Below are 22573 nucleotides of genomic sequence, written 5' to 3' on the forward strand. Positions count from 1 at the left end.
GGCTGACTCGTTCATCACGTATTTGCGCAGTCTATCGAATAAGGAAGCATTGCGGGCTTCCGGCGTACTATCCCCTCACTTTTGGTTGAAGCATGTCTTTTCAAAAGACTTTTGCGTACCTGCTTAGTACGTCAGTCTGGAGATGTTCGAATGACGTTTGCCAACACAGGGGGCGAAAACCGGGACGCGACACACATAGCAGAAATGGAATATCAAAGGAGACGCACATGAGTGAATTCAGAGGTCGCCGTATTTTGATTACAGGTGGTGCGGGCGGCATAGGCATGGCCTGTGCCCGGCTTTTCCTCGAAGCCGGGGGCAGGTTCACCTGGTTGATGTAGATGGAGAGAGGTTACGATCGGCGCAAGAAGCCTTGATGCCATTGGGTTCTGTCACTGTCAGTGAGTCGCCGCTGGATTCGCCAGCAGCGTGCGCGGCGGTGTTTGTACGAGCGGGGCAAGGCATTAGTGCATTAAGAGCGCCTAACAAAACCGTTGAATAAAGCGCCAACAAATCAGTGAGCACGCGAGGTAGAGGAAGGCTAAATGAATCTCGGCACGGCGTTCGTAGCGGATGTGCAGGCGACGATACCGATGTAGCCAGCCAATGGTCCGCTCTACCACCCAACGGTAGCGCCCAAGGCGCTCCTTGGACTCTTGGCCGCGACGTGCAATGCGCGGCGTAATGCCACGCTGACGCAGCCAGCGGCGATAGCAAGCGTAGTCATAACCCTTGTCCGCATGCAGCTTGTCGGGGCGCCGGCGAGGATGTCCCGATAGACCGGCCACCAAGGGCAAAGCATTGATCAGCGGGCACAGCATTTGAGAGTCATGCACGTTGGCGCCGGAGATTTGGACAACGAGTGGCAGTCCACGCTGATCAACGATGAGATGGTGCTTGCAGCCGAATTTGCCGCGGTCGGTGGGATTGGAGCCGGTAAGCGTGCCGCCGTGGGGGGGATGGCACGCTGGCCGAGTCCACACTGGCGCGCTCCCAATGGATCTGGTCGTATTCGCGCATTCGATGCAGCATGGCCAGGTGCAGGCGCTGCCAAACTCCGGCCTGTTGCCAATCGCGCAGGCGCCGCCAACACGTCATGCCCGAGCCGCATCCCAGTTCTTGCGGCAAATACTCCCAAGGAATACCTGTCTTCAGCACAAACAGAATGCCAGTCAGTGCCGCACGGTCACTGAGCCGTGGCCGCCCACCCTTGGGCGATGGCGTACGGGCTGGCAAGAGTGGCTCAATAAAATTCCATAGCTCATCGGGAAGAAGCGGTTTGGCCATGGCAATGACTCCCCAAACTCGATAGATCTTCGATCGCTTCAGACCGCCGCCGTTTCATCCCGATGTGGTTTTGTTAGACATTCTAATACTACAGTTGTAATTCATGCTGCCCTCAGCCGTCGGCGCCAGTGACAGAGCATGGCGATGGCCTGATGATGTCGTCGCCAATGTGACCAATGGATGATGAATGCGAGGCACGGACGCACCTGTCCGAGTATCTGCCATATCAGCTTGCGCAATTCCCGCACGCTCAGCGGTACTAATGTAATCGCTGTTGCTTCCAAAGCTGCATGGCGTCGTCGCGGGTCTTTTTTTTAACATCGGCCGCTGCGCCGAGATCGCGTACAAGACGGTGAGGTAGGCATGCGCCGTCATGGCCAGAGTGATGTGCCGATACCAGCCATGCCAGCTACGGACCTCGTACTGGTCCAGGCCGACTTCTCCCTTGGCCGCTTCGAAACACTCTTCGATGGCCCAGCGGGAGCCAGCCACGCGCACCATGGCTTCCAGGGGACAGCCGGGCGGCACGTAAGCAATGTAATAGGCGATTTCTTGCGGGTTGGCCAGGCTGCGGCGCAGCAGCAGCCAGCGCTCACCGGCTATCTGCCAGCTCAGCAACGGCAAGCGCGCCCAGTCATAGAGCCGAGGCCCTTTGGCTCCGTCCCCGGCAGCCAGCCGGACCCAGTCCTCAGCAGAGGCGGTAGCGGCCAAAGCCTGTACGGTGACTTGCCGCATGCACGGTAGCCAGACGTACTGGTTGCAAGCCAGTGCCAGCACATGCCAGATCTGCTGCTGTTCCAGCCAGAGGCGAAGGCGGCGATGATTGCCATAGACTTCATCGCCGGTGACCCAGCGAAACGGCACTTCTGCAGCGACTGCACGCTCGATCATGCGTCGGGCTAGCTCTGGCTTGGTGGCAAAGGAAACGGTCTCGGGCACCTTCGCGGCAATACGATCTTCGTCACTGTCTGTCCATTCCCGCGGTAGATACAGCTCGCGATCGATCAACACGCGGCCCCTGTTGCTGACATAGGCCAGAAATACGCCGATCTGACAGTTCTCGATGCGGCCTGCGGTGCCGCTGTACTGGCGTGCGACGCCAACCGAATGATGTCCCTTCTTAAGGAACCCCGTCTCGTCCACAACCAGTACCGCGTCCGGGTCGGCCAGGTACTCCAGGGCATAGGCGCCCACGTCGTCCCGCACCGCGTCGGCATCCCACCGCGCCCGATCCAGCAGGTGCTGAATGCTGTAGGGCACCCGCTGGCCAGTGACCTCGGCCAGCTGCCAGCCATTCTTACGCTCGACAGGCTGCAGTAAGCCTTGCAAATAATCCCGGGCGCGCTGCTGCATTTCCTTACGCCCAAAACGCCGCCCGATACGCGCCAGCAGATCGTCCAGAGTTTGCTGCCACATCCGGCTCTCTTGCCGGTATTTCTGAATAACAGCGTCCATGATCACCGCTCCTCCAAGCTGCAATCTTGAACTACATCCTAGGACAAATATCGGCAATTACAACTGTAGTACTAATTCATATGGCTGGACTATTCGAGGAGGACCTTCTCGATCCTGCGCCGCATGGAGTCTGGGACCGAGCCATCGCAAGCAATCTTACCACTGCCTACGACATGTCGATTGCGTTTTTCGAAGCACGTAGCAAAGCGAGGCCTGGACATGTCGTGCTCGCCAGTTCACGTGCATTTCAACGCGGCGCGGTCGGTCGAGCCGCCTATGCTGCCGCCAAAGGTGAAGTCGTTGGCCTGGTCAGGACGTTCTCACGCGAATTCGCTCCCGAGGTATTTGTGAATGCGGTCGCGCCTGGGCTAATTCGCACACGTATGTCGGATGAACTGGTTGCACGGGCGGGAGAACAGCGTCTCGCGGAAATTCCGCTCAAACGTTTCGTAAGCGGTCATTTAACGACGTCTATCAAGTTGCACTCCAGTCGAGGATGATGTGTCCACCAGTAACGGAGGTGGACACCCATGGAAGAGAACCATCCCAAGTTGAGAGTGGTTCGTCGCGACCGCGGCGTAAGCATTCGGTGAAGGCCGTATTGCATTGCCGGCCAATTGCAGGTAAGCGCTTTGAAGCAAGGGACAGGTTTGTGCGACGCCTATGCAGATTCCGTTGCGAGTGCGCTCGTAACGTTCCAGGGAAGCATTTCGTCAATCCGAGTGATCGGCAGATCTGGGAGATGTGTCAGGACATGACGCAGGTAGGCAAACGGATCAAGGCCATTCATTTTCGCCGAGCCAATTAGGCTGTACATCGCTGCAGCACGCTCGCCGCCAGCGTCAGAGCCGCAGTGCAACCAGTTTTTCCTGCCAACGGCCACGGTACGCAGAGCCTGTTCGGCGATATTGTTGTCGATTTCAATGCGACCATCATTCACATAGCGCGTGAGCGCTTGCCATCGATCCAGCATGTAATGGATCGCTTTGGATGTCTCCGACTTGGCCGAGAGCCTGGTCAACGCCCCTTGCAACCAAGCATGCAGGGATTCAAGCAACGGCCTGGCCCGCAATTGTCTCGCCGCCCGCCGCACTTCAGGCAACTCGCCGCGCACCCCCTACTGGCGGGGATCTTGGCCATTCACCCAGCTAAACACTTGCTTCTCTTGGTCGGGCGTCAACTCGGTGGCCGTCCAGTGGTCAGCGTCGATTCCAAGGCTTGATCTCCGCCTTGCGCGGCAGCCGCCAGCCACTTGTAAATCGTCGTGCGGTTGAACCCGTACGAGGCAATCACCTCCACCGGAGGTTCGCCTTCCCGGACTCGCTCAATGGCCATCAAACGGATCGCTTCCAGCGTTCGATGATCGAATGTGCTTCCGTCTCGTTTCATGGAAGATTCGATTACGCCACCGGTAACGTGTTCCGGATTTGTCGACTAACTTTGCGACCGCTCAGTAAAGGGTAATGGTTTTTTCTGGTCGTTTACTAACCTTTCACGAAGTAATGTCATATCGCTGATATGATGGCGACATGAAATGCAAACGAACGTCAGACGGTCGCAACTTCGACCACCATACGCTGCAGGTCATGCGGCAGCAGGCCATCAGGGCCGTACGTGAGGGGCAGACGGCAACCAGCGTCGCGGCGGCATTTGGCCTGAACGTGCGCACGGTATTCAACTGGCTGGCCAAGTTTTCCGACGGCGGAGACGAGGCGTTGCTCGCCAAGCCGATCCCCGGACGCCCACCCAAGCTCAGCGATGAAGAAATGCGTTGGATCGCGCAAGCGGTCAGAGACCATACGCCGCAGCAGTTCGAGCTGGAGTATGGCTTGTGGACCTTGACGCTGATTGCCAAGCTGATTCACCGTCAGTTTGGCAAGTCGATGTCGCTGGCCGCGGTGAGCCGGATCATGAAACTGCTCGGCTTTTCGGCGCAGAAGCCGCTGTACCAAGCATGGCAGCAAGATGCGGCCATGGTCAGGCGCTGGGAAACGAAGACGTATCCGCAGATCAAGGCAGAGGCACGCGCAGCTGGGGCCATGGTGTACTTTGCCGATGAAGCAGGTATCCGGTCTGACTATCACACCGGCACCACATGGGCGCCGGTTGGGGAAACGCCGGTCGTCACGGTGACTGGCCGCCGCTTCTCGCTGAATATGATTTCTGCCGTCAGCCCACGCGGAGACTTCCGTTTCATGGTGCATGAGGGAACGGTGAGCGCACCAGTGTTCAAGGACTTCCTGAGCCGCCTGATGATCGGGGCCACCAAGCCGGTCTTCGTCATTGTCGACGGCCACCCGATTCACAAGTCCCGGCTGGTGCAGGACTACGTGGAAGGACTCAACGGACAGCTTCAGCTGTTTTACCTACCGCCGTACGCGCCCCACTTGAACCCGGACGAGCAAGTCTGGGCGCACGTCAAGCGCCGTGTCAGCAAGCAGGCGGTACAGGCTAAAGACGATATGAAGAAGTTGGCGCTTGGTGCGCTACGCCGTCTTCAGAAACTGCCACGGTTGGTGAGATCCTTCTTCAAACAGCCTGAGTGTCAATACGCGAGACAGTGACTTTACTTTGCAAAAAGTTAGTATGTCGGGTAGGTGAGTTCAGTCGGGCCGATGTAGGCGACTTCCAGACGAGATCGTACGTCGCTCAATTTTATACACACCTATTTATTCATGGCCCCATGCACATGCGGTTTTGTGCTCTACCGGGAATAAGCGAATCGGCTATCTGCTCGCCATCAGCATTGTTTCCGAAAATGATGGGGCATAGCAAAGTTGCGGTCGCGGCTCCCTGCCGGGCAAGAAGGCACTTGTGCGTACCGTCTGTCGCTGCCACCAAGGTTGTTTGGATGGGCGGCACTCATGTCTGTCTGCAATATCGTAAGCAAAGGATAATGCCCACCATGACCGATCTCTACCACCTGACCATTCATACTGGCCATGTGCGCATGTCGCCGCGGCAGGAAGTCGAGGAGGCCAGTATCCAACGCGTGAGTACCTGGATCAAGAACAGGACAGAGCGGAACGACCTGTTCCCCGATTACGAGTTTTCGTATGAGCCGGTCGGCGCGAACCTGGTGTCCCACCTTCACCATCATGGCCAGCGCGTGCTGACCTTTGTCGTTGGGGTAGAAGACGACGTGCAGCAGCTGGTCAAAACAGTAGCGTTGAAGCTGGCGCCGTACTGGCATACCGAAATTTTACCGCTGCCTTTCCGTGCCGTGTTCTTCGATCCGGACATTGACCGCAGCGATACCGAGGACAAGCTCTGGATGGGTGACTACGAACGCGTCGTGGCTTGGACATGGATTGAAACACGCTCAGAAAGAGGAGGATAGCCATGACCTGGGGCCTGCGCGGCCAGACGCCGGTGGTGCAACGCCCTGGGCAGCGACAATCGATCAGCGCAGCCTCAGCCGTCAATGCAAAGGGCGCATTCTGGTTCTGTACCTATGAAGGCGCCCTGAATGCCGAGCTGTTTGTCACCCTGCTCAAGACGATGATGCGCTATCGCCGGCGGCCGGTGCATCTGGTGCTCGATAGCTTGCCGGCGCATAAGAAGGCCTGCGTGCGCGAGTATGTGGAATCGACCAAGGGGAAACTGACGCTGCACTTCCTGCCTGGCTACGCTCCCGACCTGAATCCGGATGAACTCGTATGGAGCCACGTCAAGCGCACCCGTAGCCCGGCGCCCGTTACGTCAGGGCGAAAAACTTCAGGAAAAAGTCATTGAGCAGCTCACTGAAATTCAGGATCGGCCAGACCTCGTACGCTCATTCTTTAATGTGCCCACTATCGCCTATATTCACGACTGCTGAGTAATGGCCCCAAGCCACGAATTTCAGGACTGAAGTATCAAGTCGCTTTCTTTGCAAAAGCCGGGATCGCGGAGCAATGGCGAATGCACGTTGCCTGTCATCAGGATGCCTGTGATCTGGCCGGCAAAGCGCCTTTGGTCAGAGCCTTTTCTTTTGCATGCAACTGTCGGCTCAGCCTTTCCAGGTGGCGTGTCATAACCAACACTGCGCCTTCCGCATCGCGAGCGCGTAGATTCCTCAGGATCGCCCGTCTCACTTCAATGACGTCGGTGCGCGGTGTCGGCGCGATCCGGTCCAAAAGGTGGCGGACAATTTCGGACAGCGAATCGATCAGCATCACCATGACTTCATTATGCGTTGCGCGCGCAACCAAGCTGTAAAAGTTTGTGATGTAAGTCGACCGTCCTTTCAGGTCGCCGCTGTGGGTCAACTGCTCGACCAAGTCGATGTCGCGCTCGATTGCGTCAAAGTCCATGTTGGTTGCTCTAGTGCAGGCCAGTCTCAGAGCGTTGTTCATCAATAGAATGCGCGTCTCGGTCAGGCTTTCAGTGGAAATGCGGCCCAGCAGCACCATATCATAAATTGCCTGCGTGATGATTCGGGGATCGCCATGTCGGATAAAAGCGCCACCGCCAACGCCGCGCTGGCACGCGATTACTCCCGCCACTTCCAGGCTGCGCAAGGCTTCGCGCACGGCGTTGCGCGATACACCGAATTGCTCAGCCAGCTCGCGCTCGGCAGGCAACCGATCACCTGGCTTCAGCCGCCCTTCCTGCATCTCGGTGCGGATCTGCAGGCAAATGTCTTCGAACGTTCGACGGGGCCTTTCCGCGATACGCGACGTTTCTGGCGGTGCTAGCTTTCTGGGCGATGCCGGTTCCACAAGGGCAGGCGGCTTGCTGGCGGTCGCTTTGGTGCGAACTGAATCCATATTCATCCCGTAGAAAATGGGGCTCTCGAGCTTCACGGTGCGTCTGGCATTCGCAAAAAACCGAGCAATAAAAAATGAGAACAACTTTGCGGCCGTATTGTAGCTTCCGACAGCTTAGGTTCAGACAGTCTAAACATCCTACCTTTCTTGACGCGCTCACAGATCTGTTGACTTAGTGGTTCTCTGCAACTAGCATAAAAGGTAGGACCTTTCGAGCTGGTGTGAGTACTCCGGCTTCGCGAGCGACAAGATCCATCAATCGGCAATAGCTCGACGAGGACGTGATATGTCTGAAACGCATGACAGTCAGTTGAACGACGCCGACACACGGCGCGAACTGGACCGGGAACTGGGGCACTTTCATTGCCGGATCCACCAGCCGGACGATCCTCCCTTGTTCACCCGCGAGCCGCAGTCGCGAATGCATGCGCTACACTGGCGCTGGTCCGATCTGTCGGTATTGCTGAAGCGGGTCGGCGAGGGGCTGAAGATGCAGGCCGGCGGCAACCGGCGCACGCTGCGCCTCGCTAATCCCGGTCTGCCGTACGGCACCACCCCCACGCTGTGGGCGTCCATCCAGGTGATTTTGCCCGGCGAGATTGCGGGCGCGCATCGGCATGCGGCAACAGCACTGCGTTTCATCATGCAGGGCAACGGCGCCTGGACCACGGTCGATGGCGAACAATACCCGATGAACGAGGGCGACTTCGTGATCACGCCGAGTTGGACCTGGCACGATCACATTCATCGGGGCGATGCGCCAATGATCTGGCTTGATATCCTCGATATTTCGCTGGTGCGGCACATGCATGCGACATTCTTCGAGGGCTCGCAGGTCGAGCCACAACCAGTATCCGACTATCCACGGCGCTCGCTTCAGCAGTTCGGAAGCGGCGTAATGAGCCCGGTGCGCGCGCAGCACCACAATCCTGTCAACCCCTTGCTCGCCTATCCGGCCGCACAAGCACAGGCGGCGCTTGCCGCAGCTGCCGAACTACCGCCCGATCCGCACGACGACACGCTTCTCGAATACCGGAATCCGGTGACTGGCGGGCCGGCGCTGACGACTATCGGCACCAGGCTGCAATGGCTACGCCCCAACCATGCCTGCCTTCCGCAACGCCATACCGGCAGCCTGGTGTACTACGTGATTAATGGCAGCGGCAGGACCACGGTCGGCGCCCAGAAATTTGAATGGGGCCAAGGCGACTTCATCGCGATTCCTCCCTGGACTTTTTACGCGCATTGCAACGATGGCGACCGGCCCGCGCGCCTACTCCAGGTTAACGATATCCCGGCTTTGCAGGCGCTTGGTCTGTACCGCGAAGAGCGTGTGCGGCGATAGTGCGGTTCGTCCTTAGCTTTCTTTCAAACCGAACAATTCATTGCCATGAAAATTGCCGTATTCGATGACTACCGCGTCGGACTGGTCGAAGGCGACCAAATCTATGACGTGACTTCCGCGATTCCCGATGCGTCCGGTGCTTGGCCGCCGGTGTTCATGAATCGCGCAATTGCGGATTGGGAGGCGGTCGCTCCCCGCTTGCGGGAAGCCCGCCGCAGCGCGCGGACGCTGCCTCTTGACTCGGTGCGACTGCTGCCGCCAAACCCTTGCCCAGTACACGTGCTGGCTGCGCCGGCGAACTATGCAAAGCATATCGCAGAGATGGGGGCGATGGCGGTCACGAAGAAGGGGCGCACGGCGCGCGAGCAGGGCTTGTTTATGAAGGCAAGCGGCTCGCTGACCGGACCTGCGCGCGGCATCGAGCTACCGCGCGGATCCAAGCGCCGCTTTGATCACGAGTCCGAACTCGCGGTCGTGATCGGTAAAACTGCGCGCAACGTGCGTCGCGAGCAAGCGCTCGATCATGTATTCGGCTATAGCTGCCTAATTGACGTAACGATGCGCATCGTGAAAGACGTCGCCGAGGAGGAGCGCGTGATGCGCAAATCTTTCGAGACCTTCACTCCGCTCGGGCCGTGGATCGTTACCGCCGATGAAGTGGGCGATCCGCAAAAGCTGCGCAACCAGTTGTTCGTGAACGGTGAATGCCGGCAAGACGCGAACACTGCCGACATGATCGTCGATGTGGCCGAATTAATTGAACTGGCGTCGTCGGTGATGACGCTGTACCCGGGCGACGTGATCGCCAGCGGAACGCCGCAAGGCATAGGCCCGATCCGCGCGCAGGACAAGGTGATGATACGCATCGAAAAGGTAGGTGAGATGACGGTGTACGTGCGCGAAACGGACGCGGTGGCGCCGTTCCTGTTCGAGGCGGCGCAGGAGTGATCGATGGCGGCAACAGGAACAAAGAACAATGATGTGCCGGTACTGATCGTCGGCGCTGGCCCGGTCGGGCTCGCGCTTGCGGGCGACCTCGGCTGGCGCGGGATCCGTACGATTCTGGTGGAAAAATCCGATGGTGCGATCCGTCAGGCAAAGATGGACATGGTCGGCATCCGCTCGATGGAGTATTGCCGTCGCTGGGGCATCGTGCCGTGGGTCGAAGGCGCCGGATACAACCGTGATTATCCGCAGGATTGCGCTTGGGTGACCAACCTGAACGGCCATGAATTCGGACGAGAATTTTTTCCCGCGCCGCGCGCGGAGAAGTGTCCACCGCAGAGCCCGCAGAAGCGAGAGAGGTGTCCGCAGAATTTCTTCGACCCAGTGCTGCGCCGGTTTGCGGAGCGATCCGGATTGTGCACGCTACGTTATGAAACCGAGCTAATCGATTTCACCGAACACGACGACAAGGTGGTGGCGACCCTGCGGGACCTGCGCAGCGGGAAAGAGGAAACAGTCGTCACTGCCTACATGGTCGGCACTGACGGCGGTGCCAGCACGGTGCGGCGCAAACTAGATATTCCGATGGATGGGCCCGAGGCGCTCACCTATACAACCAACGTGATTTTTCGGTGCGACGGACTGGAAAAACTACATCGGATGCGGCCGGCTTACCGCTACATCTTCATCGGGCTCGAGGGTACTTGGGCCACGCTTGTGGCAATCAATGGTCGGGACCAGTGGCGTTTTTCGCTGGTCGGTGACAGCGAAAGGCGTGCGTACTCCGAACAGGAACTGCACGCGGCGATCGTGCGTGCAGTCGGGCGGGAATTCGACTTTGAGATCCTGTCGATCCTGCCGTGGGTGCGGCGCCAGCAGGTTGCGCGCCGCTATGGCGCTAAACGAGTGTTTCTCGCTGGCGATGCTGCGCATCTCACCTCGCCGACTGGGGGATTCGGGATGAACACCGGCATCCAAGATGCGGTGAACTTGGCATGGAAACTGGCTGCGAGAATCGAAGGATGGGGCGGCGAGCATTTGCTGGGCTCATACGAGTCCGAACAGCGGCCGGTAGGCTTGCGCAACGTAGCCGAGGCCACCGATAACCTGAACCGGATGCTAAATCCGCGCGTGGCGCAGCCGCCTAAGGAACTGTTTGAGGATTCCCCCGAAGGCGATCGCGCGCGCAAGGAATTCGGTGACCGCTATACCGAGACAATGAAGCGCGAGTGGTTCAGCATCGGCATCCATCTCGGGTACATGTATGAACATTCACCCATCATCGTGCCCGACGGCACACCGCAGCCGCCGGATACCGTGCAGACTTATCAGCCAACCGCACGGCCGGGGTCCCGCGCGCCGCACGTGTGGCTCGCAGAGAGAAAGTCGACGTTGGACTTGTTCGGGCGGGAATTTGTGCTGCTGCGCTTCGGCGAGGATGCGCCATCCGGTGAAGGCTTTGTGTCGGCGGCCCAGAGGCGGGGACTACCGCTCCGGGTTGAGACCATCCTTGACGCCGGCGCGCGGGACATCTACGAGCGGCGGCTGGTGCTGGTGCGGCCGGATGGGCAGAGTGCATGGCGGGGTGATCGGGAACCGGGCGACGTATTGCGGGTGATCGATGTGGTGCGGGGGGCGGCCGGGGAGGGCGGCCTGGCAGCGGCGGATCATGACCGAGCCGTGCGCGAGCATTTTCTTCTTCCCTCTCTGGGCAAATGGAATGTTTGGTTAAGGGCGTCGCTTCCCGCGTCCTGCCATCCGAGGCTGGGCCTTTTCCGTGACGGGATGTGAGCTCACTGTTCATTCGTCGCGCGCTACCGCGATTGGAAACGATAGGGCCGCTAGCCCGGCAGCATGCAGTGGCTGCCACCAACAACCCTCTTCCTTGGGTGCAATGCAAAGAACAATTCTATTGACTTCGCATTGCGGCCTTTCCTATAATGGTCCTACCAGTTTGGAGATACCACTAAAAGGGCAGACATGCTTTCGAAAGAAGACAACGAATCGCTGGTGCGCGTTGGTCCAGGCACGCCGATGGGACAGCTAATGCGGCTGTACTGGATTCCCTTCCTGCCGTCGAGCGACCTCGCGGTCGATGGTCAGCCGCAGCGAGTGCGCTTGCTGGGCGAGGACTTAGTTGCATTCCGCGACAGCGAAGGTCGCATCGGCCTGGTCGATCATGCCTGTCCTCATCGCGGTGCGCCGCTGATCTTCGGTCGCAACGAAGGCTGCGGGTTACGTTGCGTGTACCACGGCTGGAAATTCGGCGTTGACGGCAAGCTGATGGATACTCCGACAGAGCCTGCGGAAAGCCGGCTTAAGGACCGTACCCGGATCAAGAGCTATTTATGCCAGGAGCGCAACGGGGTCGCGTGGGCCTACATGGGGCCGGACCAGGATGTGCCGCCGCCGCTGCCAAACATCGAATGGAACATGGTGCCTCCGGAAAACGCGTATATCAGCTTTCGCGTTCAGGAATGCAATTGGCTGCAGGCGCTCGAAGGCGAAATCGATTCAGCGCACGCTGCGATCCTGCACGGCCGCGTCGATGCGGGCGGCAACATCAACCAGTGGAAACAGGCAGCGGATCTGGCGCCGAAGTTCGAAGTCCTGCCGCATGACGGCGGTCTGCACATCGCTTCGCTGCGCGAACTGGGCGAGAACAAGCGCTACGTGCGGGTAAACCAGTTCCTCATGCCGTTCTGGACCTTCGTGCCGCCGTTTTCCGGCTTTCCGGAGCTGAGCGGCCATGCTTGGGTGCCAATCGACGACGAGCACTCGCTTTGCGTCATGTTTTCTTACGATCCGGTACGCCCGCTGCCGGAAAAAACGCGCAAGCTGTTCGATCAGGGGCACGCAGGCCGTCAGACGGCGCACCCGTCGCTGGACTCGTTCGAGACGCGCGCCGTCAGCGTGCCATATCACCGCTACTGGAGTAAGTACAACCGGGCAAATGCTTACGGTTTCGACTACGACGTGCAGGTCAGGAAATACAACTCGGGCATGCCGGGCTTATGGATCCAGGACGCGGCCTGCCAGTCGGGAGTGATGCCGATCTACGACCGTTCGGCGGAACATCTTGGCACCAGCGATACTGGCGTCGCGATGACGCGCCGCATGCTGCTCGACAAGGTGCGCAAGCTTGCCGCTAATCAGCAGCGCCCGGCGCGCTGCGATGATCCCGACGCGTGGATGGTGCGCGCGGTTTCGCTGACGCTCCCGGCGGAAGGCTCCTGGAAGGATGACGGCAGCGAGTTCATGAAGGCGCGTCTCGGCACCGACCTGGGCTATACGCCTTGAGCGCTGTTTAGACCTTTTACTATCCGCATTCACAATGGCCATAATTGCCTCGAACTCCGCGCCTGGCGCCACGCAGTTGGAGGTCCGTTTGCGCCAGGTCCGCCTGGAGGCGGACGGCATCGTTTCCTACGAACTCGTCGCTGCCGGCGGTGAAGCGCTACCCGCTTTCAGCGCGGGTGCACACATCGATCTCCATATTCCGGGCGGCATGGTGCGCAGTTATTCGCTGGTGAATGATCCTGCGGAGACCCATCGCTATATGGTCGCAGTTCACCGCGTGCCCGACGGACGCGGTGGCTCGGCGTGGATGCATGGCGTGCCGCGCGTTGGCGACGATTTGCGCATCAGTGCGCCGAAAAATGACTTTCCCCTCGCGGAAGATGCGTCATTGTCGATCCTTTTCGCCGGCGGCATCGGGATCACCCCCTTGCTTGCCATGGCGCGCCGGCTGAGCACGCTCGGACGGCCATGGCGGCTGCATTATTCAGCGCGCTCGCCGCAGCACGCAGCCTTTCTCGACGAACTGCGGGTACTCACGCAGCACGGAGGAGAGCTCGACCTGCGTTTCAATTCCATGGGCGTTCCAAGGCTCGACCTCGCGCGGCTGGTCAAGGACGCGCCGGCAGACGCGCACCTGTATTGCTGCGGGCCGCGCTCGATGATCGATGATTTCCTTGCAGCGTCCGCGTCACGCCCACAAGCCACAGTGCACTACGAGCGTTTCGCCGCGGGCACCGACGCGGCGACCGCCGGCGGTTTCGACGTGGTGCTGCAGCACAGTGGGCTACGGCTGCATGTCCTGCCCGGAAAAACCATACTCGACACCCTGCTGGACAACGATATCTCGGTGCAGTATTCCTGCTCGTCGGGCATCTGCGGCACCTGCAGGACCGGAGTCATCGAAGGTGGGCCTGATCACAGGGACGATTACCTGACTGACCAGGAGAAGCGGGAAAATCGCAGCATCATGATCTGCTGTTCCGGTTCCCGGTCAAAGACGCTCGTACTCGATCTCTAGGAACGAAGCATGACAATCGAAACAAGCGAGCAAAGCAAGACAAAGACGGCGAACGGAACGCACGGCAACGCCGTGATCATGGGCATTCTCGGTTATCTGCAGGAGCGGCGACTGCAACCCGGCGACAAGCTGCCTTCCGAACGCGATTTCGCCGAGCGCCTCGGCGTGGGACGAAACGCGGTGCGCGAAGCGCTGGCTACGCTGGTCACGCTGCGGATGGTGGAGTCGCGGCCGAATTCCGGTATTTATTTGCGCCACATCGCGCGTGAAAGCAGCTTCGAAGCGCTCGTGATGCTGACCGGAATGGGTGCTGCGCCCACGGTCACCGAGGTGGCCGAAACGATGGAAGTGCGTGCCCACCTCGAAGTGCTTGCCATCACCTTGGCCTGTGAACGTCGCACGGATGCGGACATCGCTCGCCTCGAAGCGGTGCTGAGCGAGACGGAGCAAGTGCTGGCGCAGGGCGGGAACATCTCGGAGGTGGATACCGAGTTTCATATCGCGATGGTTGACGCCGCACACAATTCGATCCTGGTGCGCGTGCTGAATGCGTTCTATCAGCTCACCGCCGAGCGGCGCGTGGTGATGTTCGCGAACAGGGAGCAGGGTGAGGCCTCTGCCAGAGAACACAGGCGCCTAGTCGAATACGTTAGGAGCAAGGATTCCGCCAAGGGAGGAAAGCTGATCCTGGCGCACATGAATCGCGCAAGGCAGTACTGGAAAACCGTACTTGAGTAATTTGCTGTTTGAACGGATTACATCCGTCTCGTACTGAAATAGCGTTGAGAGCCGCCGGCGAGAGCGGCAAAAATCGCCCTTCCATCCAACAGGAGACAAGATGCGCCATTTTTCCGTTTCTCTTGGCCTCGTGATGAGCCTGGCCTGTCTCGCGTTTGCCGGTTCCGCGGCCGCGGACTCCTTCCCATCCCAGCCTATCCACATTATCGTGCCGTACGAGGCCGGCGGAAGCACCGACCAACTGGCGCGCATCATCCAGCAGCCGGTGAGCGAAGCGCTCGGCCAGCCGGTGATTATCGAGAACAAGCCTGGCGCCGGTGGCACGATCGGCGTCGAACTGGTCGTAAAAGCCAAGCCGGACGGTTATACGCTGGTCTTCGGCAATACCGGCCCAAACGCGATTGTCGACTTCATGCGCAAGGTGCCGTATGACCCGGTGAAAGACTTGGAGCCAATTTCCGACGTCGCGGTCGCGCCGATGATCCTCACGGTGCGGTCCGATCTGCCGGTCAACAGCGTGAAGGAATTCATCGGCTACGCGAAGCAGCATGGCAACAGCATGAACTTCGGTTCGGTGGGGAACGGTTCTCTGTCCCACCTGAGCGGCGAATACTTAAATTCCATGGCCGGCACTCACATCCTACATATCCCATACAAGGGCGGTGCGCCGGTGATGACCGCGTTCATGTCCGGTGACCTGCAAGCGGCCTTTGTCACGGGGCTTGACGGCGCAACGCTGCTGCAGACCGGCAAGGTAAAGTACATCGGCGTGGGAAGCCGGCAACCGACCGAGGTGGTGCCGGGCGTGCCGCCAATTGCAAAAGACATCCCCGGCTTCAAAAGCGCGGCATGGTTCGGCGTACTCGGGCCGAAAGGCATGCCGAAGGACGTAGTGGACAGGCTAAACAAAGCGATCGTCTCTGCGGTGAGCAAGCCCGAGGTGCGTCAGAAATTGCTCGACCGCAAGGTCGAGCCCGATCCGGGAACACCGGAACAGCTTGCCGACCTGATCAGGGAAGATCGGGCGCAGTGGGGCCCGGTGGTCAAGCAAGCCGACATTCACATGTAATGAGGAACATCAGCGTATGGTTAATACCGCTTTCCCCTTGTCGGATTTGGCAAACGAGTTTCCTCTGCCCACCCCTCGGCCCTCCGGCGCGCCGAAGGCTCTCGAAGGCATTCGGGTCGTCGACTTCACGCATTTCATTGCGGGGCCGCTTGCCACGATGATGCTGGCCGATATGGGAGCCGACGTTATCAAAATCGAGGCGCTCGGGCGCGGCGACGAGTTTCGCTACTATCCGCCGCGCCATCCGGATGACGCGACACTCGGCGCGCCTTATCTCTGGGCCAACCGCAACAAGCGCAGTATCGCGCTGGATTTGAAGTCGCCCGAAGGCCTGAAGGTTGCCCTCGAACTGGTCGCAACCGCCGATGTGGTCGCAGAAAACTTCTCCACCGGCGTGATGGAGCGCCTCGGGCTTGGTTATGAGGCCTGCAAGGCGCTAAATCCGAAGCTGATCTACTGCTCGGTGTCGGCATATGGGCGTGACGGATCGTTCGCAGACCGGCTCGGGTTCGACCCGATCGCGCAGGCAGAGAGCGGCTTCGTGTCGATGAACGGCTATGCGGATCGTATGGGCGTGCGCGCACTATCGCCAGTCATGGATATCAGCACTGCAATGATGGCCTGCAATGCAATGCTGGGCGCGTTGCTCGCCCGCGAACGGAGCGGTGAGGGGCAGTCGGTCGAGCTCGCGCTGTTCGACAACGCCATGCTGATGACAGGCTATGCGACGATGCAGCACCTGTTTACTGGCGCCGACCCGCAACGACACGGCAATACCAGCCCCGACACCTGCCCGTCCGGCGTGTTTCAGGCCGCTGATAAGCCCTTCTACATCAACTGTGGTAACGACAAGATCTTTCAGCGTCTCGCTGCCGGGGTGCTGGAGCGGCCCGATCTCGCGAACGATCCGGTGCTGGCGGATCGCAACGGCCGCATTGCTCGCCGCGCGGAATTGTTCCCCATCCTTGATGAGGCATTTGCACAGCATCCATGGTCGTACTGGCAGCCGCGCATGCGCGAGGCAGCAATCCCTTGCGGCGAGGTACGGACCGTCGGCGAGGCGCTGCGTTCGAAGGAAGCGCGCGAGCGCGGCATCGTCAGCCGCATACCTCACCCGACCCTCGGCTGGCTTCCTAACATTACGCTGCCGATACGCTATTCGCGAACGCCAGTTGTCGATCCAAAGCCGGCGCCGCTGATCGGCGAGCACACGCATGAGATCCTGCGTGACACGCTGGGCTACGATGCGCAGCGCGTCGAGCAGTTGCTGGAGGCGGGTGCAGCTTCCACCGGCCCCGGAAAACCGGCTGCACCCGGAGCCGTAAAGGTGCGAAACGAATGACGATGGCCAACAGCTTGCGCGGCCGAGCAGGCGTGGTCGGCATCGGCGAATCAACCTACTACAAGCACGGCCAGTCGCCCGTTGCCGAATTTACGCTGGTGCTGAAGGCGATCCTCGCCGCTTGCGCGGATGCTGGCATCGACCCGCGCGACATCGACGGCTTTTCATCATTTGGCAACGATCGCAGCGATCCGTCGCGCCTCGCCGCCGCGTTGGGCACGCGCCAGCTGCGTTCGACGATGATGCAGTGGGGCGGCGGCGGGGGAGGCTGCTGCGCGGCGGTCGCCAATGGCGCTGCGGCAATCGCCGCAGGTCTCGCCGAGTGCGTGGTGGTTTTCCGTGGGCTGGCACAGGGACAGCACGGCCGTTTTGGCCAGGCGGCGGCAGGGCAGACAATCTCAGGCGACATGGCTTACCAGATGCCGTATGGCGTGCTTGCGCCGCCGCAGAAATTCGCGATGAAGGTGCGCCGCTACATGCACGAGCACGGTGTCCGGCAGGAAGCGCTGCGCGCGATCGCGCTGGCGTCCTACCATCATGCACAGTCCAATCCACGCGCGCTGATGTGCGGCAAGCCGCTCGATACGACCAGCTACGACGAATCGCGCTGGATTGTCGAACCCTTCCATCTGTTCGACTGCTGCATGGAAAACGATGGCGCTGCCGCGCTGTTGCTAGTTTCGGCCGAGAGGGCGCAAGACTTCCCGCACAAGCCGACCTACCTGCTGGGAGCTGCCACCGGCTCCGACCATCGGGTCGCCGCGGCTCCCCACAATGCGCCGCTGTACGCGAGCGCGAGTTTTACCACGGTTGCGCCCGATTTGTACAGAATGGCGGGTTTGCAGCCGGCCGACGTTGGGGTGGTGCAAAGCTATGAGAACTTTACCGGCGGCGTACTGATGGCGCTGGCCGAACATGGTTTTTACAAGCCGGAAGAGGCGAACGAATTCCTGACGGCGGATAACCTGATCGCGCCGAACGGGCGGCTGCCGCTCAACACCAGTGGCGGCAATCTGGCCGAATGCTACATGCACGGCTTCGAACTGGTGCTGGAAGCTGTGCGCCAGGTGCGCGGCACATCGACGAACCAGGCTGCGCGCAGCGATGTCGCGCTCGTTATAGGCGGACCGATGGTGACGCCGGTAAGCAGCCTCCTATTCGGATCGGAGGCGGTATGGTGAGTGCAAATTTCTATCTTCCCGAGGGCTTGCCTATCCCCTTGCCGGAGGCGGACGGTTTGTCGGCGCCATATTGGGACGGCTTGCGCAATGGTCAGCTGCTCACGCAGCGATGCGATCACTGTGGAACCTGGCAGTTCGGCGCCGAGTGGATCTGCCATCACTGCCATGAGTTCGATCCGCCGTGGACGCAGGTTGACGCGAAAGGCCTCATCTACAGCTGGGAGCGTGTATGGCATCCATCGCATCCCTGCCTGCGCGGGCACTGCCCGTACCTGGTGGTGCTGGTAGAACTTCCGCATGCCGGAGGAATCCGGATGCTGGGCAACCTGCTCGGCGATCCGATGCAGGATGTACGGATCGGAACCGCGGTCGAGGGCGTGTTCGAGCACCATCCAAATATCAATCCACCCTATAGCCTGATGCAATGGAAAATCGCAAGCAAAGCCAATCCGCAGGGCCGCTAGCGGGATTGCGCGTGGTCGAATTTGCCGGCATCGGGCCGGCGCCATTCGCTTGCATGTTGCTGTCCGATATGGGAGCCGACGTGGTCACAATCGAGCGGACCGGCAAGAAAATTGGCGGCCCCGCCGACATCATTGCACGCGGACGCACGGTGGTCGTCGCCGACCTCAAGGACGCAAATAGCCGGGATGAGGTATTGACGCTGCTGGATCATGCCGACGTGTTAATCGAAGGCTTCCGGCCTGGCGTGACGGAAAGCTTGGGCTTGGGACCGGAGTCGCTTGCGCAGAGAAATCCCAAACTCGTATACGGACGCATCACTGGCTGGGGGCAGACCGGGCCACTGGCGCATCGCGCCGGGCATGATGTGAACTCCATCGCGCTGACGGGCGCGCTTGGCGCCATCGGCCCGGCCAACGGCCCGCCGTCGATACCGTTGAACCTGATAGGGGATTACGCGGGCGGAAGCGTGTATCTCGTTGCGGGCATCCTGGCGGCGTTGTACGAAAGGCAGAGCTCGGGCAAGGGACAAGTCTTTGAAGCCGCGATCACCGACGGAACGATCTCGCTGATGAGTCTCTTCGCCTCGTTCGCCCTGCGCGGCAAGTACACCGAGCGCCGTGGCGTCAACATGCTCGACGGCGGTGCGCCGTACTACAACGTGTACCGGACAGCTGACGGTCAGTATGTGTTGGTTGGGGCGCTCGAGCCGAAATTTTTCGCTGAATTGTGTGAGCGCGTCGGGGTGAATCCGGATCTGCGCGCGTACCAGTTCGACGGGCAGCACTGGCCGCAGCTGCGGGAGGAATTCGCGCGCCTGTTTGAGATGCGAACCCGCGAGGAATGGGAGGCGCTGCTCGAAAATACCGATGCATGCTTCGCGCCGGTACTCACGCTAAGCGAGGCAATGCGCCATCCGCATAACGTTGAACGCGCATCGTTCATCGAGGTCACCGGCGTCAGCCAGCCGGCGCCCGCGCCGAGGTTTTCGAGAACGCCCGCTGCGGTCCAGAACAAGATTGCAATTGAGCCCGGCCGCTGGCGGAAGTATTGGCATCCTGGCGTGTCGAGAGCCCTTGAAGGATCAAATAAGATTTGCGTGGGCAGCTTCTTTTCCCCGCATGCACCCGCAGCGTACGGGCATGCAAGGCCATTTACGGACATTTCGTTGCTGTTTCGAATGGAGAAGACAAGAAAATGCAAGACGAAAGATCGCCGGGCTGGCATGCCCGGCTAAACAATGATTACTACGGCGGCGGCTTAATCCTCTTTGTGGGGCTAGCTGCGGTATGGAAGGGGTTTAACTATCAAGTCGGTAGCTTGAGCCACATGGGCCCCGGCTACTTTCCGGTTGGCGTAGGCGCCGTCCTTGCACTGATGGGAGCGTGCGTCGTGGCCGGCGCCGTTCGGCGATCGGTAACGGTCGCTCACGAACCGGGCAGGGCAGTCCATCCACCCGAATGGCGGGGCTGGTTCTGCATCATCCTGGCTGGCATTGCCTTCATCGTGCTCGGCCACTGGGGTGGGCTAGTGCCGGCCACCTTCGCCGTGACCTTCATCGCCGCCCTCGGCGACCGCCAGAACACCTTCAAGACCGCGTTCCTGCTCGCGCTGGCCATGGTTGCGGTGGCCATCATCGTCTTCTCTTGGGCGCTGCAGATGCAGTTCCCGCTCTTCCGCTGGGGCTGAACCATGGAACAATCCCTGATCGACCTGTGGCACGGCTTCGGCGTGGCGCTTACGCCGCACAACCTGATGTGGTCCTTCTTCGGCGTGCTCGTCGGTAACCTGATCGGCGTGTTGCCCGGCATGGGCGCGCTGTCGGCCATCTCGATGCTGCTGCCGCTGACCTACACGCTGCACCCGGTGCCGGCGATCCTGATGCTGGCCGGCATCTTCTACGGCTCGCAATACGGCGGCGCCATCGGCGCGATCCTGCTGAACCTGCCATGCCATCCGCCGCATGCGGTCACCTGCCTGGACGGCTATCCGCTGACCAAGAAAGGCAAGGGCGGCACCGCGCTGGGCATCACGATGATCGCGTCCTTCTTCGCCGCCTCGGTCGGCATCCTGGTGATGATCTTCGCTTCGCCGCTGCTGGTGAAGGTGGCCTTCAAATTCGGCCCGGCTGAGCTGTTCTCGATCATGCTGCTGGGCCTGATCGCCGGCGGCACGATGTCGCGCGGCTCGCCGGTGAAGGGCATTGCGATGACGTGCCTGGGACTGTTGGCCGGCATCGTCGGCACGGACGTGAACTCGGGCACGATGCGCTTTACCTTCGGCTTCATCGAGCTGTCCGACAAGCTGGAACTGGTAGCGCTGGCGCTGGGACTGTTTGGCGTGGCGGACTTCCTGCACAACGTCAACCGCATGCAGGTCATCGGCAGCGGCATGAAGCTCAAGCTCAAGGACATGCGGCCCTCGAAGGCCGAGCTGAAGCAGTCGTTCTGGCCGATGGTGCGTGGCACGCTGGTGGGCACGCTGTTCGGCGCGATGCCGGGCACCGGGCCGACCATCACCACCTTCATCTCGTACGCGCTGGAAAAGAAGATCTCGAAGACGCCGGGGCGCTTCGGGCACGGCGCGATCGAAGGCGTGGCTTCTCCGGAGGCGTCTTCGCATTCGAAGACCCAGGTGGACTTCATCCCGACGATGAGCCTTGGCATTCCGGGCGACGCGGTGATGGCGCTGATCCTGGGCGCTTTGCTGATCCAGGGCATACAGCCGGGGCCGCAGCTGATCTCCGAGCATGCCGATTTGTTCTGGGGGCTGATTGCGAGCTTCTGGGTGGGCAACATCCTGCTGGTGGTCCTGAACGTGCCGCTCATTGGCGTGTGGGTGAAGCTGCTGCAGGTGCCGTACCGCTTCCTGTTCCCGGCGGCGATGTTCTTCATCGCGGTGGGGGTGTACAGCACGAACAACAGCCTGTTCGAAGTGGGCGAGGTGCTGGTATTCGGCGTGATCGGCGCGGTGCTGATTGCGTTGGACTTCTCGGTCGCGCCGATTCTCTTGGGCTATGTGCTGGGACCGATGGTGGAAGAAAACTTCCGGCGCGCGCTACTGCTGTCGCGCGGTGACCTGTCGATCTTCGTCACGCGGCCCATCAGCGCGATGTTCATCGGGGTGGGCGTACTGGTGGTGGTGTTGCAGATGTACTTCTGGATGCGTGGCAGGCTGCGCGGCAAGGTGCCGGCGCCGCAGAAGGAGGACGCGCAAGTGGTTGCGGATGCGTGAGTGCCCTGGTGCCCCACCATTGCGTTCATGGAGCAGGGATGCCGGCGTTCGGTTCCGTTGCAATAAGGAAGTTCGCATGAGCGAAAGCACGCAGTGTCGATTGCTCAGGCGGCCAGGGAATAAAATTGGTCTGCGGCGGACGCAACTTGTCCGTCGGGGCAGTCAAGCTGCCCTTTTTTAATCATGTGAACCGTCTCAATACCGGCCAACAAAATGCGCGCACAACGAAAAGATTGGAAGCCAAGCATGGGCCGGATGATACGCTTGATGGCTCGATGGTCCTGCTCGACGATGTTGTTCAGATACTTCACCTGCCGCAGTTCTATCGGTGCTCCGGTATCCTTTTGAATGGCGTGGACAGCGGCGGTGTTGGCGCCACTCTTGTCAATGGTGATCTTGTCGGGCAAGCCGTGCTGGCCGATGGCGCGTTCCAGGACATCTGGTTA

18 protein-coding genes and 5 pseudogenes are annotated in these 22573 nt (G+C 60.3%); 17 read left to right on the top strand and 6 right to left on the bottom strand.

Annotated features, from left to right (window positions below):
* Positions 1-482: 482 nt before the first annotated feature.
* Both JJB74_RS30725 and JJB74_RS30730 read right to left on the bottom strand, forming a co-directional pair.
* Positions 483-1287 (bottom strand): IS5 family transposase gene (locus JJB74_RS30725; RefSeq protein WP_200598379.1). Its coding sequence is split into 2 segments (ribosomal slippage): positions 483-956 and positions 958-1287, totalling 804 coding nucleotides; the frame shifts between segments, so codons are not numbered across the junction.
* 339 nt (positions 1288-1626) lie between these two features.
* Positions 1627-2742, bottom strand: a pseudogene (locus tag JJB74_RS30730) (IS701 family transposase); the annotation flags it as partial.
* A 26-nt stretch (positions 2743-2768) separates the two neighbouring features.
* Here JJB74_RS30730 and JJB74_RS30735 point away from each other — a divergent pair.
* Positions 2769-3242: an SDR family NAD(P)-dependent oxidoreductase gene (locus JJB74_RS30735; protein WP_200598380.1), complete on the top strand. Its 474-nt coding sequence runs from the start codon at positions 2769-2771 to the stop codon at positions 3240-3242.
* A 161-nt stretch (positions 3243-3403) separates the two neighbouring features.
* Here JJB74_RS30735 and JJB74_RS30740 read toward each other — a convergent pair.
* Positions 3404-3856: pseudogene (locus JJB74_RS30740) on the bottom strand (IS66 family transposase); the annotation flags it as partial.
* A 6-nt stretch (positions 3857-3862) separates the two neighbouring features.
* A pseudogene (locus JJB74_RS30745) lies at positions 3863-4131 on the bottom strand (helix-turn-helix domain-containing protein); the annotation flags it as partial.
* A gap of 140 nt (positions 4132-4271) precedes the next feature.
* Between JJB74_RS30745 and JJB74_RS30750 the strand changes: the two are divergent.
* From JJB74_RS30750 to JJB74_RS30760, 3 genes and pseudogenes are all read left to right on the top strand, one after another.
* A complete protein-coding gene (locus JJB74_RS30750) occupies positions 4272-5306 on the top strand; it encodes an IS630 family transposase (protein WP_200598382.1) in 1035 nt (344 codons plus the stop codon).
* 341 nt (positions 5307-5647) lie between these two features.
* Entirely contained in the window at positions 5648-6082 is a 435-nt protein-coding gene (locus tag JJB74_RS30755) for a hypothetical protein (protein ID WP_200598383.1), read from the top strand.
* Between the two features lie 5 nt (positions 6083-6087).
* A pseudogene (locus JJB74_RS30760) lies at positions 6088-6562 on the top strand (IS630 family transposase); the annotation flags it as partial.
* Positions 6563-6662: 100 nt separating this feature from the next.
* On the opposite strand, the gene JJB74_RS30765 reads toward JJB74_RS30760, so the two are convergent.
* Positions 6663-7577: a FadR/GntR family transcriptional regulator gene (locus JJB74_RS30765; RefSeq protein WP_200598384.1), complete on the bottom strand. Its 915-nt coding sequence runs from the start codon at positions 7575-7577 to the stop codon at positions 6663-6665.
* Between the two features lie 202 nt (positions 7578-7779).
* Between JJB74_RS30765 and JJB74_RS30770 the strand changes: the two genes are divergently transcribed.
* From JJB74_RS30770 to JJB74_RS30830, 13 genes are all read left to right on the top strand, one after another.
* Positions 7780-8838, top strand: a complete 1059-nt coding sequence (locus JJB74_RS30770; protein WP_200598385.1) for a cupin domain-containing protein — start codon at positions 7780-7782, stop codon at positions 8836-8838.
* 45 nt (positions 8839-8883) lie between these two features.
* Positions 8884-9786: a fumarylacetoacetate hydrolase family protein gene (locus tag JJB74_RS30775; RefSeq protein WP_200598386.1), complete on the top strand. Its 903-nt coding sequence runs from the start codon at positions 8884-8886 to the stop codon at positions 9784-9786.
* Between the two features lie 3 nt (positions 9787-9789).
* On the top strand, positions 9790-11574 hold the full coding sequence (locus tag JJB74_RS30780; protein WP_200598387.1) for an FAD-dependent oxidoreductase: 1785 nt from the start codon (positions 9790-9792) through the stop codon (positions 11572-11574).
* A 189-nt stretch (positions 11575-11763) separates the two neighbouring features.
* A complete protein-coding gene (locus JJB74_RS30785; RefSeq protein WP_200598388.1) occupies positions 11764-13083 on the top strand; it encodes a Rieske 2Fe-2S domain-containing protein in 1320 nt (439 codons plus the stop codon).
* Positions 13084-13171: 88 nt separating this feature from the next.
* Positions 13172-14101 (top strand): PDR/VanB family oxidoreductase, encoded by a 930-nt coding sequence (locus tag JJB74_RS30790; RefSeq protein ID WP_234485006.1) that lies wholly within the window; start codon positions 13172-13174, stop codon positions 14099-14101.
* A 9-nt stretch (positions 14102-14110) separates the two neighbouring features.
* Complete coding sequence (locus JJB74_RS30795) at positions 14111-14839, top strand: FadR/GntR family transcriptional regulator (RefSeq protein WP_200598390.1); 729 nt, start codon at positions 14111-14113, stop codon at positions 14837-14839.
* A 100-nt stretch (positions 14840-14939) separates the two neighbouring features.
* Positions 14940-15908, top strand: coding sequence for a Bug family tripartite tricarboxylate transporter substrate binding protein (locus JJB74_RS30800; protein WP_200598391.1), 969 nt, complete (start codon positions 14940-14942; stop codon positions 15906-15908).
* Between the two features lie 16 nt (positions 15909-15924).
* On the top strand, positions 15925-17250 hold the full coding sequence (locus JJB74_RS30805) for a CaiB/BaiF CoA transferase family protein (protein WP_200598392.1): 1326 nt from the start codon (positions 15925-15927) through the stop codon (positions 17248-17250).
* Between the two features lie 2 nt (positions 17251-17252).
* A complete protein-coding gene (locus tag JJB74_RS30810) occupies positions 17253-18431 on the top strand; it encodes a thiolase C-terminal domain-containing protein (protein WP_200598393.1) in 1179 nt (392 codons plus the stop codon).
* A complete protein-coding gene (locus tag JJB74_RS30815) occupies positions 18425-18895 on the top strand; it encodes a Zn-ribbon domain-containing OB-fold protein (protein ID WP_200598394.1) in 471 nt (156 codons plus the stop codon). The genes JJB74_RS30810 and JJB74_RS30815 overlap by 7 nt, the downstream gene beginning before the upstream one ends.
* Positions 18856-20130, top strand: coding sequence for a CaiB/BaiF CoA transferase family protein (locus JJB74_RS30820; protein WP_200598395.1), 1275 nt, complete (start codon positions 18856-18858; stop codon positions 20128-20130). Before JJB74_RS30815 ends, JJB74_RS30820 begins: the two co-directional genes overlap by 40 nt.
* Positions 20091-20582, top strand: a complete 492-nt coding sequence (locus JJB74_RS30825) for a tripartite tricarboxylate transporter TctB family protein (RefSeq protein WP_200598396.1) — start codon at positions 20091-20093, stop codon at positions 20580-20582. The genes JJB74_RS30820 and JJB74_RS30825 overlap by 40 nt, the downstream gene beginning before the upstream one ends.
* 3 nt (positions 20583-20585) lie before the next feature.
* Positions 20586-22127, top strand: a complete 1542-nt coding sequence (locus tag JJB74_RS30830; RefSeq protein WP_200598397.1) for a tripartite tricarboxylate transporter permease — start codon at positions 20586-20588, stop codon at positions 22125-22127.
* Between the two features lie 104 nt (positions 22128-22231).
* On the opposite strand, the pseudogene JJB74_RS30835 reads toward JJB74_RS30830, so the two are convergent.
* Positions 22232-22558 (bottom strand): annotated as a pseudogene (locus JJB74_RS30835) (DDE-type integrase/transposase/recombinase); the annotation flags it as partial.
* Positions 22559-22573 lie beyond the last annotated feature (15 nt).

The organism is Noviherbaspirillum pedocola (assembly GCF_016632335.1).
GTDB classification, from domain to species: domain Bacteria; phylum Pseudomonadota; class Gammaproteobacteria; order Burkholderiales; family Burkholderiaceae_D; genus Noviherbaspirillum_A; species Noviherbaspirillum_A pedocola.

Excerpts from the sequence above, each read along its gene's own strand:
- JJB74_RS30750 (WP_200598382.1), top strand. The coding sequence starts at position 4,272 with ATGAAATGCAAACGAACGTCAGACGGTCGCAACTTCGACCACCATACG.
- JJB74_RS30755 (WP_200598383.1), top strand. The coding sequence starts at position 5,648 with ATGACCGATCTCTACCACCTGACCATTCATACTGGCCATGTGCGCATG.
- JJB74_RS30770 (WP_200598385.1), top strand. The coding sequence starts at position 7,780 with ATGTCTGAAACGCATGACAGTCAGTTGAACGACGCCGACACACGGCGC.
- JJB74_RS30775 (WP_200598386.1), top strand. The coding sequence starts at position 8,884 with ATGAAAATTGCCGTATTCGATGACTACCGCGTCGGACTGGTCGAAGGC.
- JJB74_RS30780 (WP_200598387.1), top strand. The coding sequence starts at position 9,790 with ATGGCGGCAACAGGAACAAAGAACAATGATGTGCCGGTACTGATCGTC.
- JJB74_RS30785 (WP_200598388.1), top strand. The coding sequence starts at position 11,764 with ATGCTTTCGAAAGAAGACAACGAATCGCTGGTGCGCGTTGGTCCAGGC.
- JJB74_RS30795 (WP_200598390.1), top strand. The coding sequence starts at position 14,111 with ATGACAATCGAAACAAGCGAGCAAAGCAAGACAAAGACGGCGAACGGA.
- JJB74_RS30800 (WP_200598391.1), top strand. The coding sequence starts at position 14,940 with ATGCGCCATTTTTCCGTTTCTCTTGGCCTCGTGATGAGCCTGGCCTGT.
- JJB74_RS30805 (WP_200598392.1), top strand. The coding sequence starts at position 15,925 with ATGGTTAATACCGCTTTCCCCTTGTCGGATTTGGCAAACGAGTTTCCT.
- JJB74_RS30810 (WP_200598393.1), top strand. The coding sequence starts at position 17,253 with ATGGCCAACAGCTTGCGCGGCCGAGCAGGCGTGGTCGGCATCGGCGAA.
- JJB74_RS30815 (WP_200598394.1), top strand. The coding sequence starts at position 18,425 with ATGGTGAGTGCAAATTTCTATCTTCCCGAGGGCTTGCCTATCCCCTTG.
- JJB74_RS30820 (WP_200598395.1), top strand. The coding sequence starts at position 18,856 with ATGGAAAATCGCAAGCAAAGCCAATCCGCAGGGCCGCTAGCGGGATTG.
- JJB74_RS30825 (WP_200598396.1), top strand. The coding sequence starts at position 20,091 with ATGCAAGACGAAAGATCGCCGGGCTGGCATGCCCGGCTAAACAATGAT.
- JJB74_RS30830 (WP_200598397.1), top strand. The coding sequence starts at position 20,586 with ATGGAACAATCCCTGATCGACCTGTGGCACGGCTTCGGCGTGGCGCTT.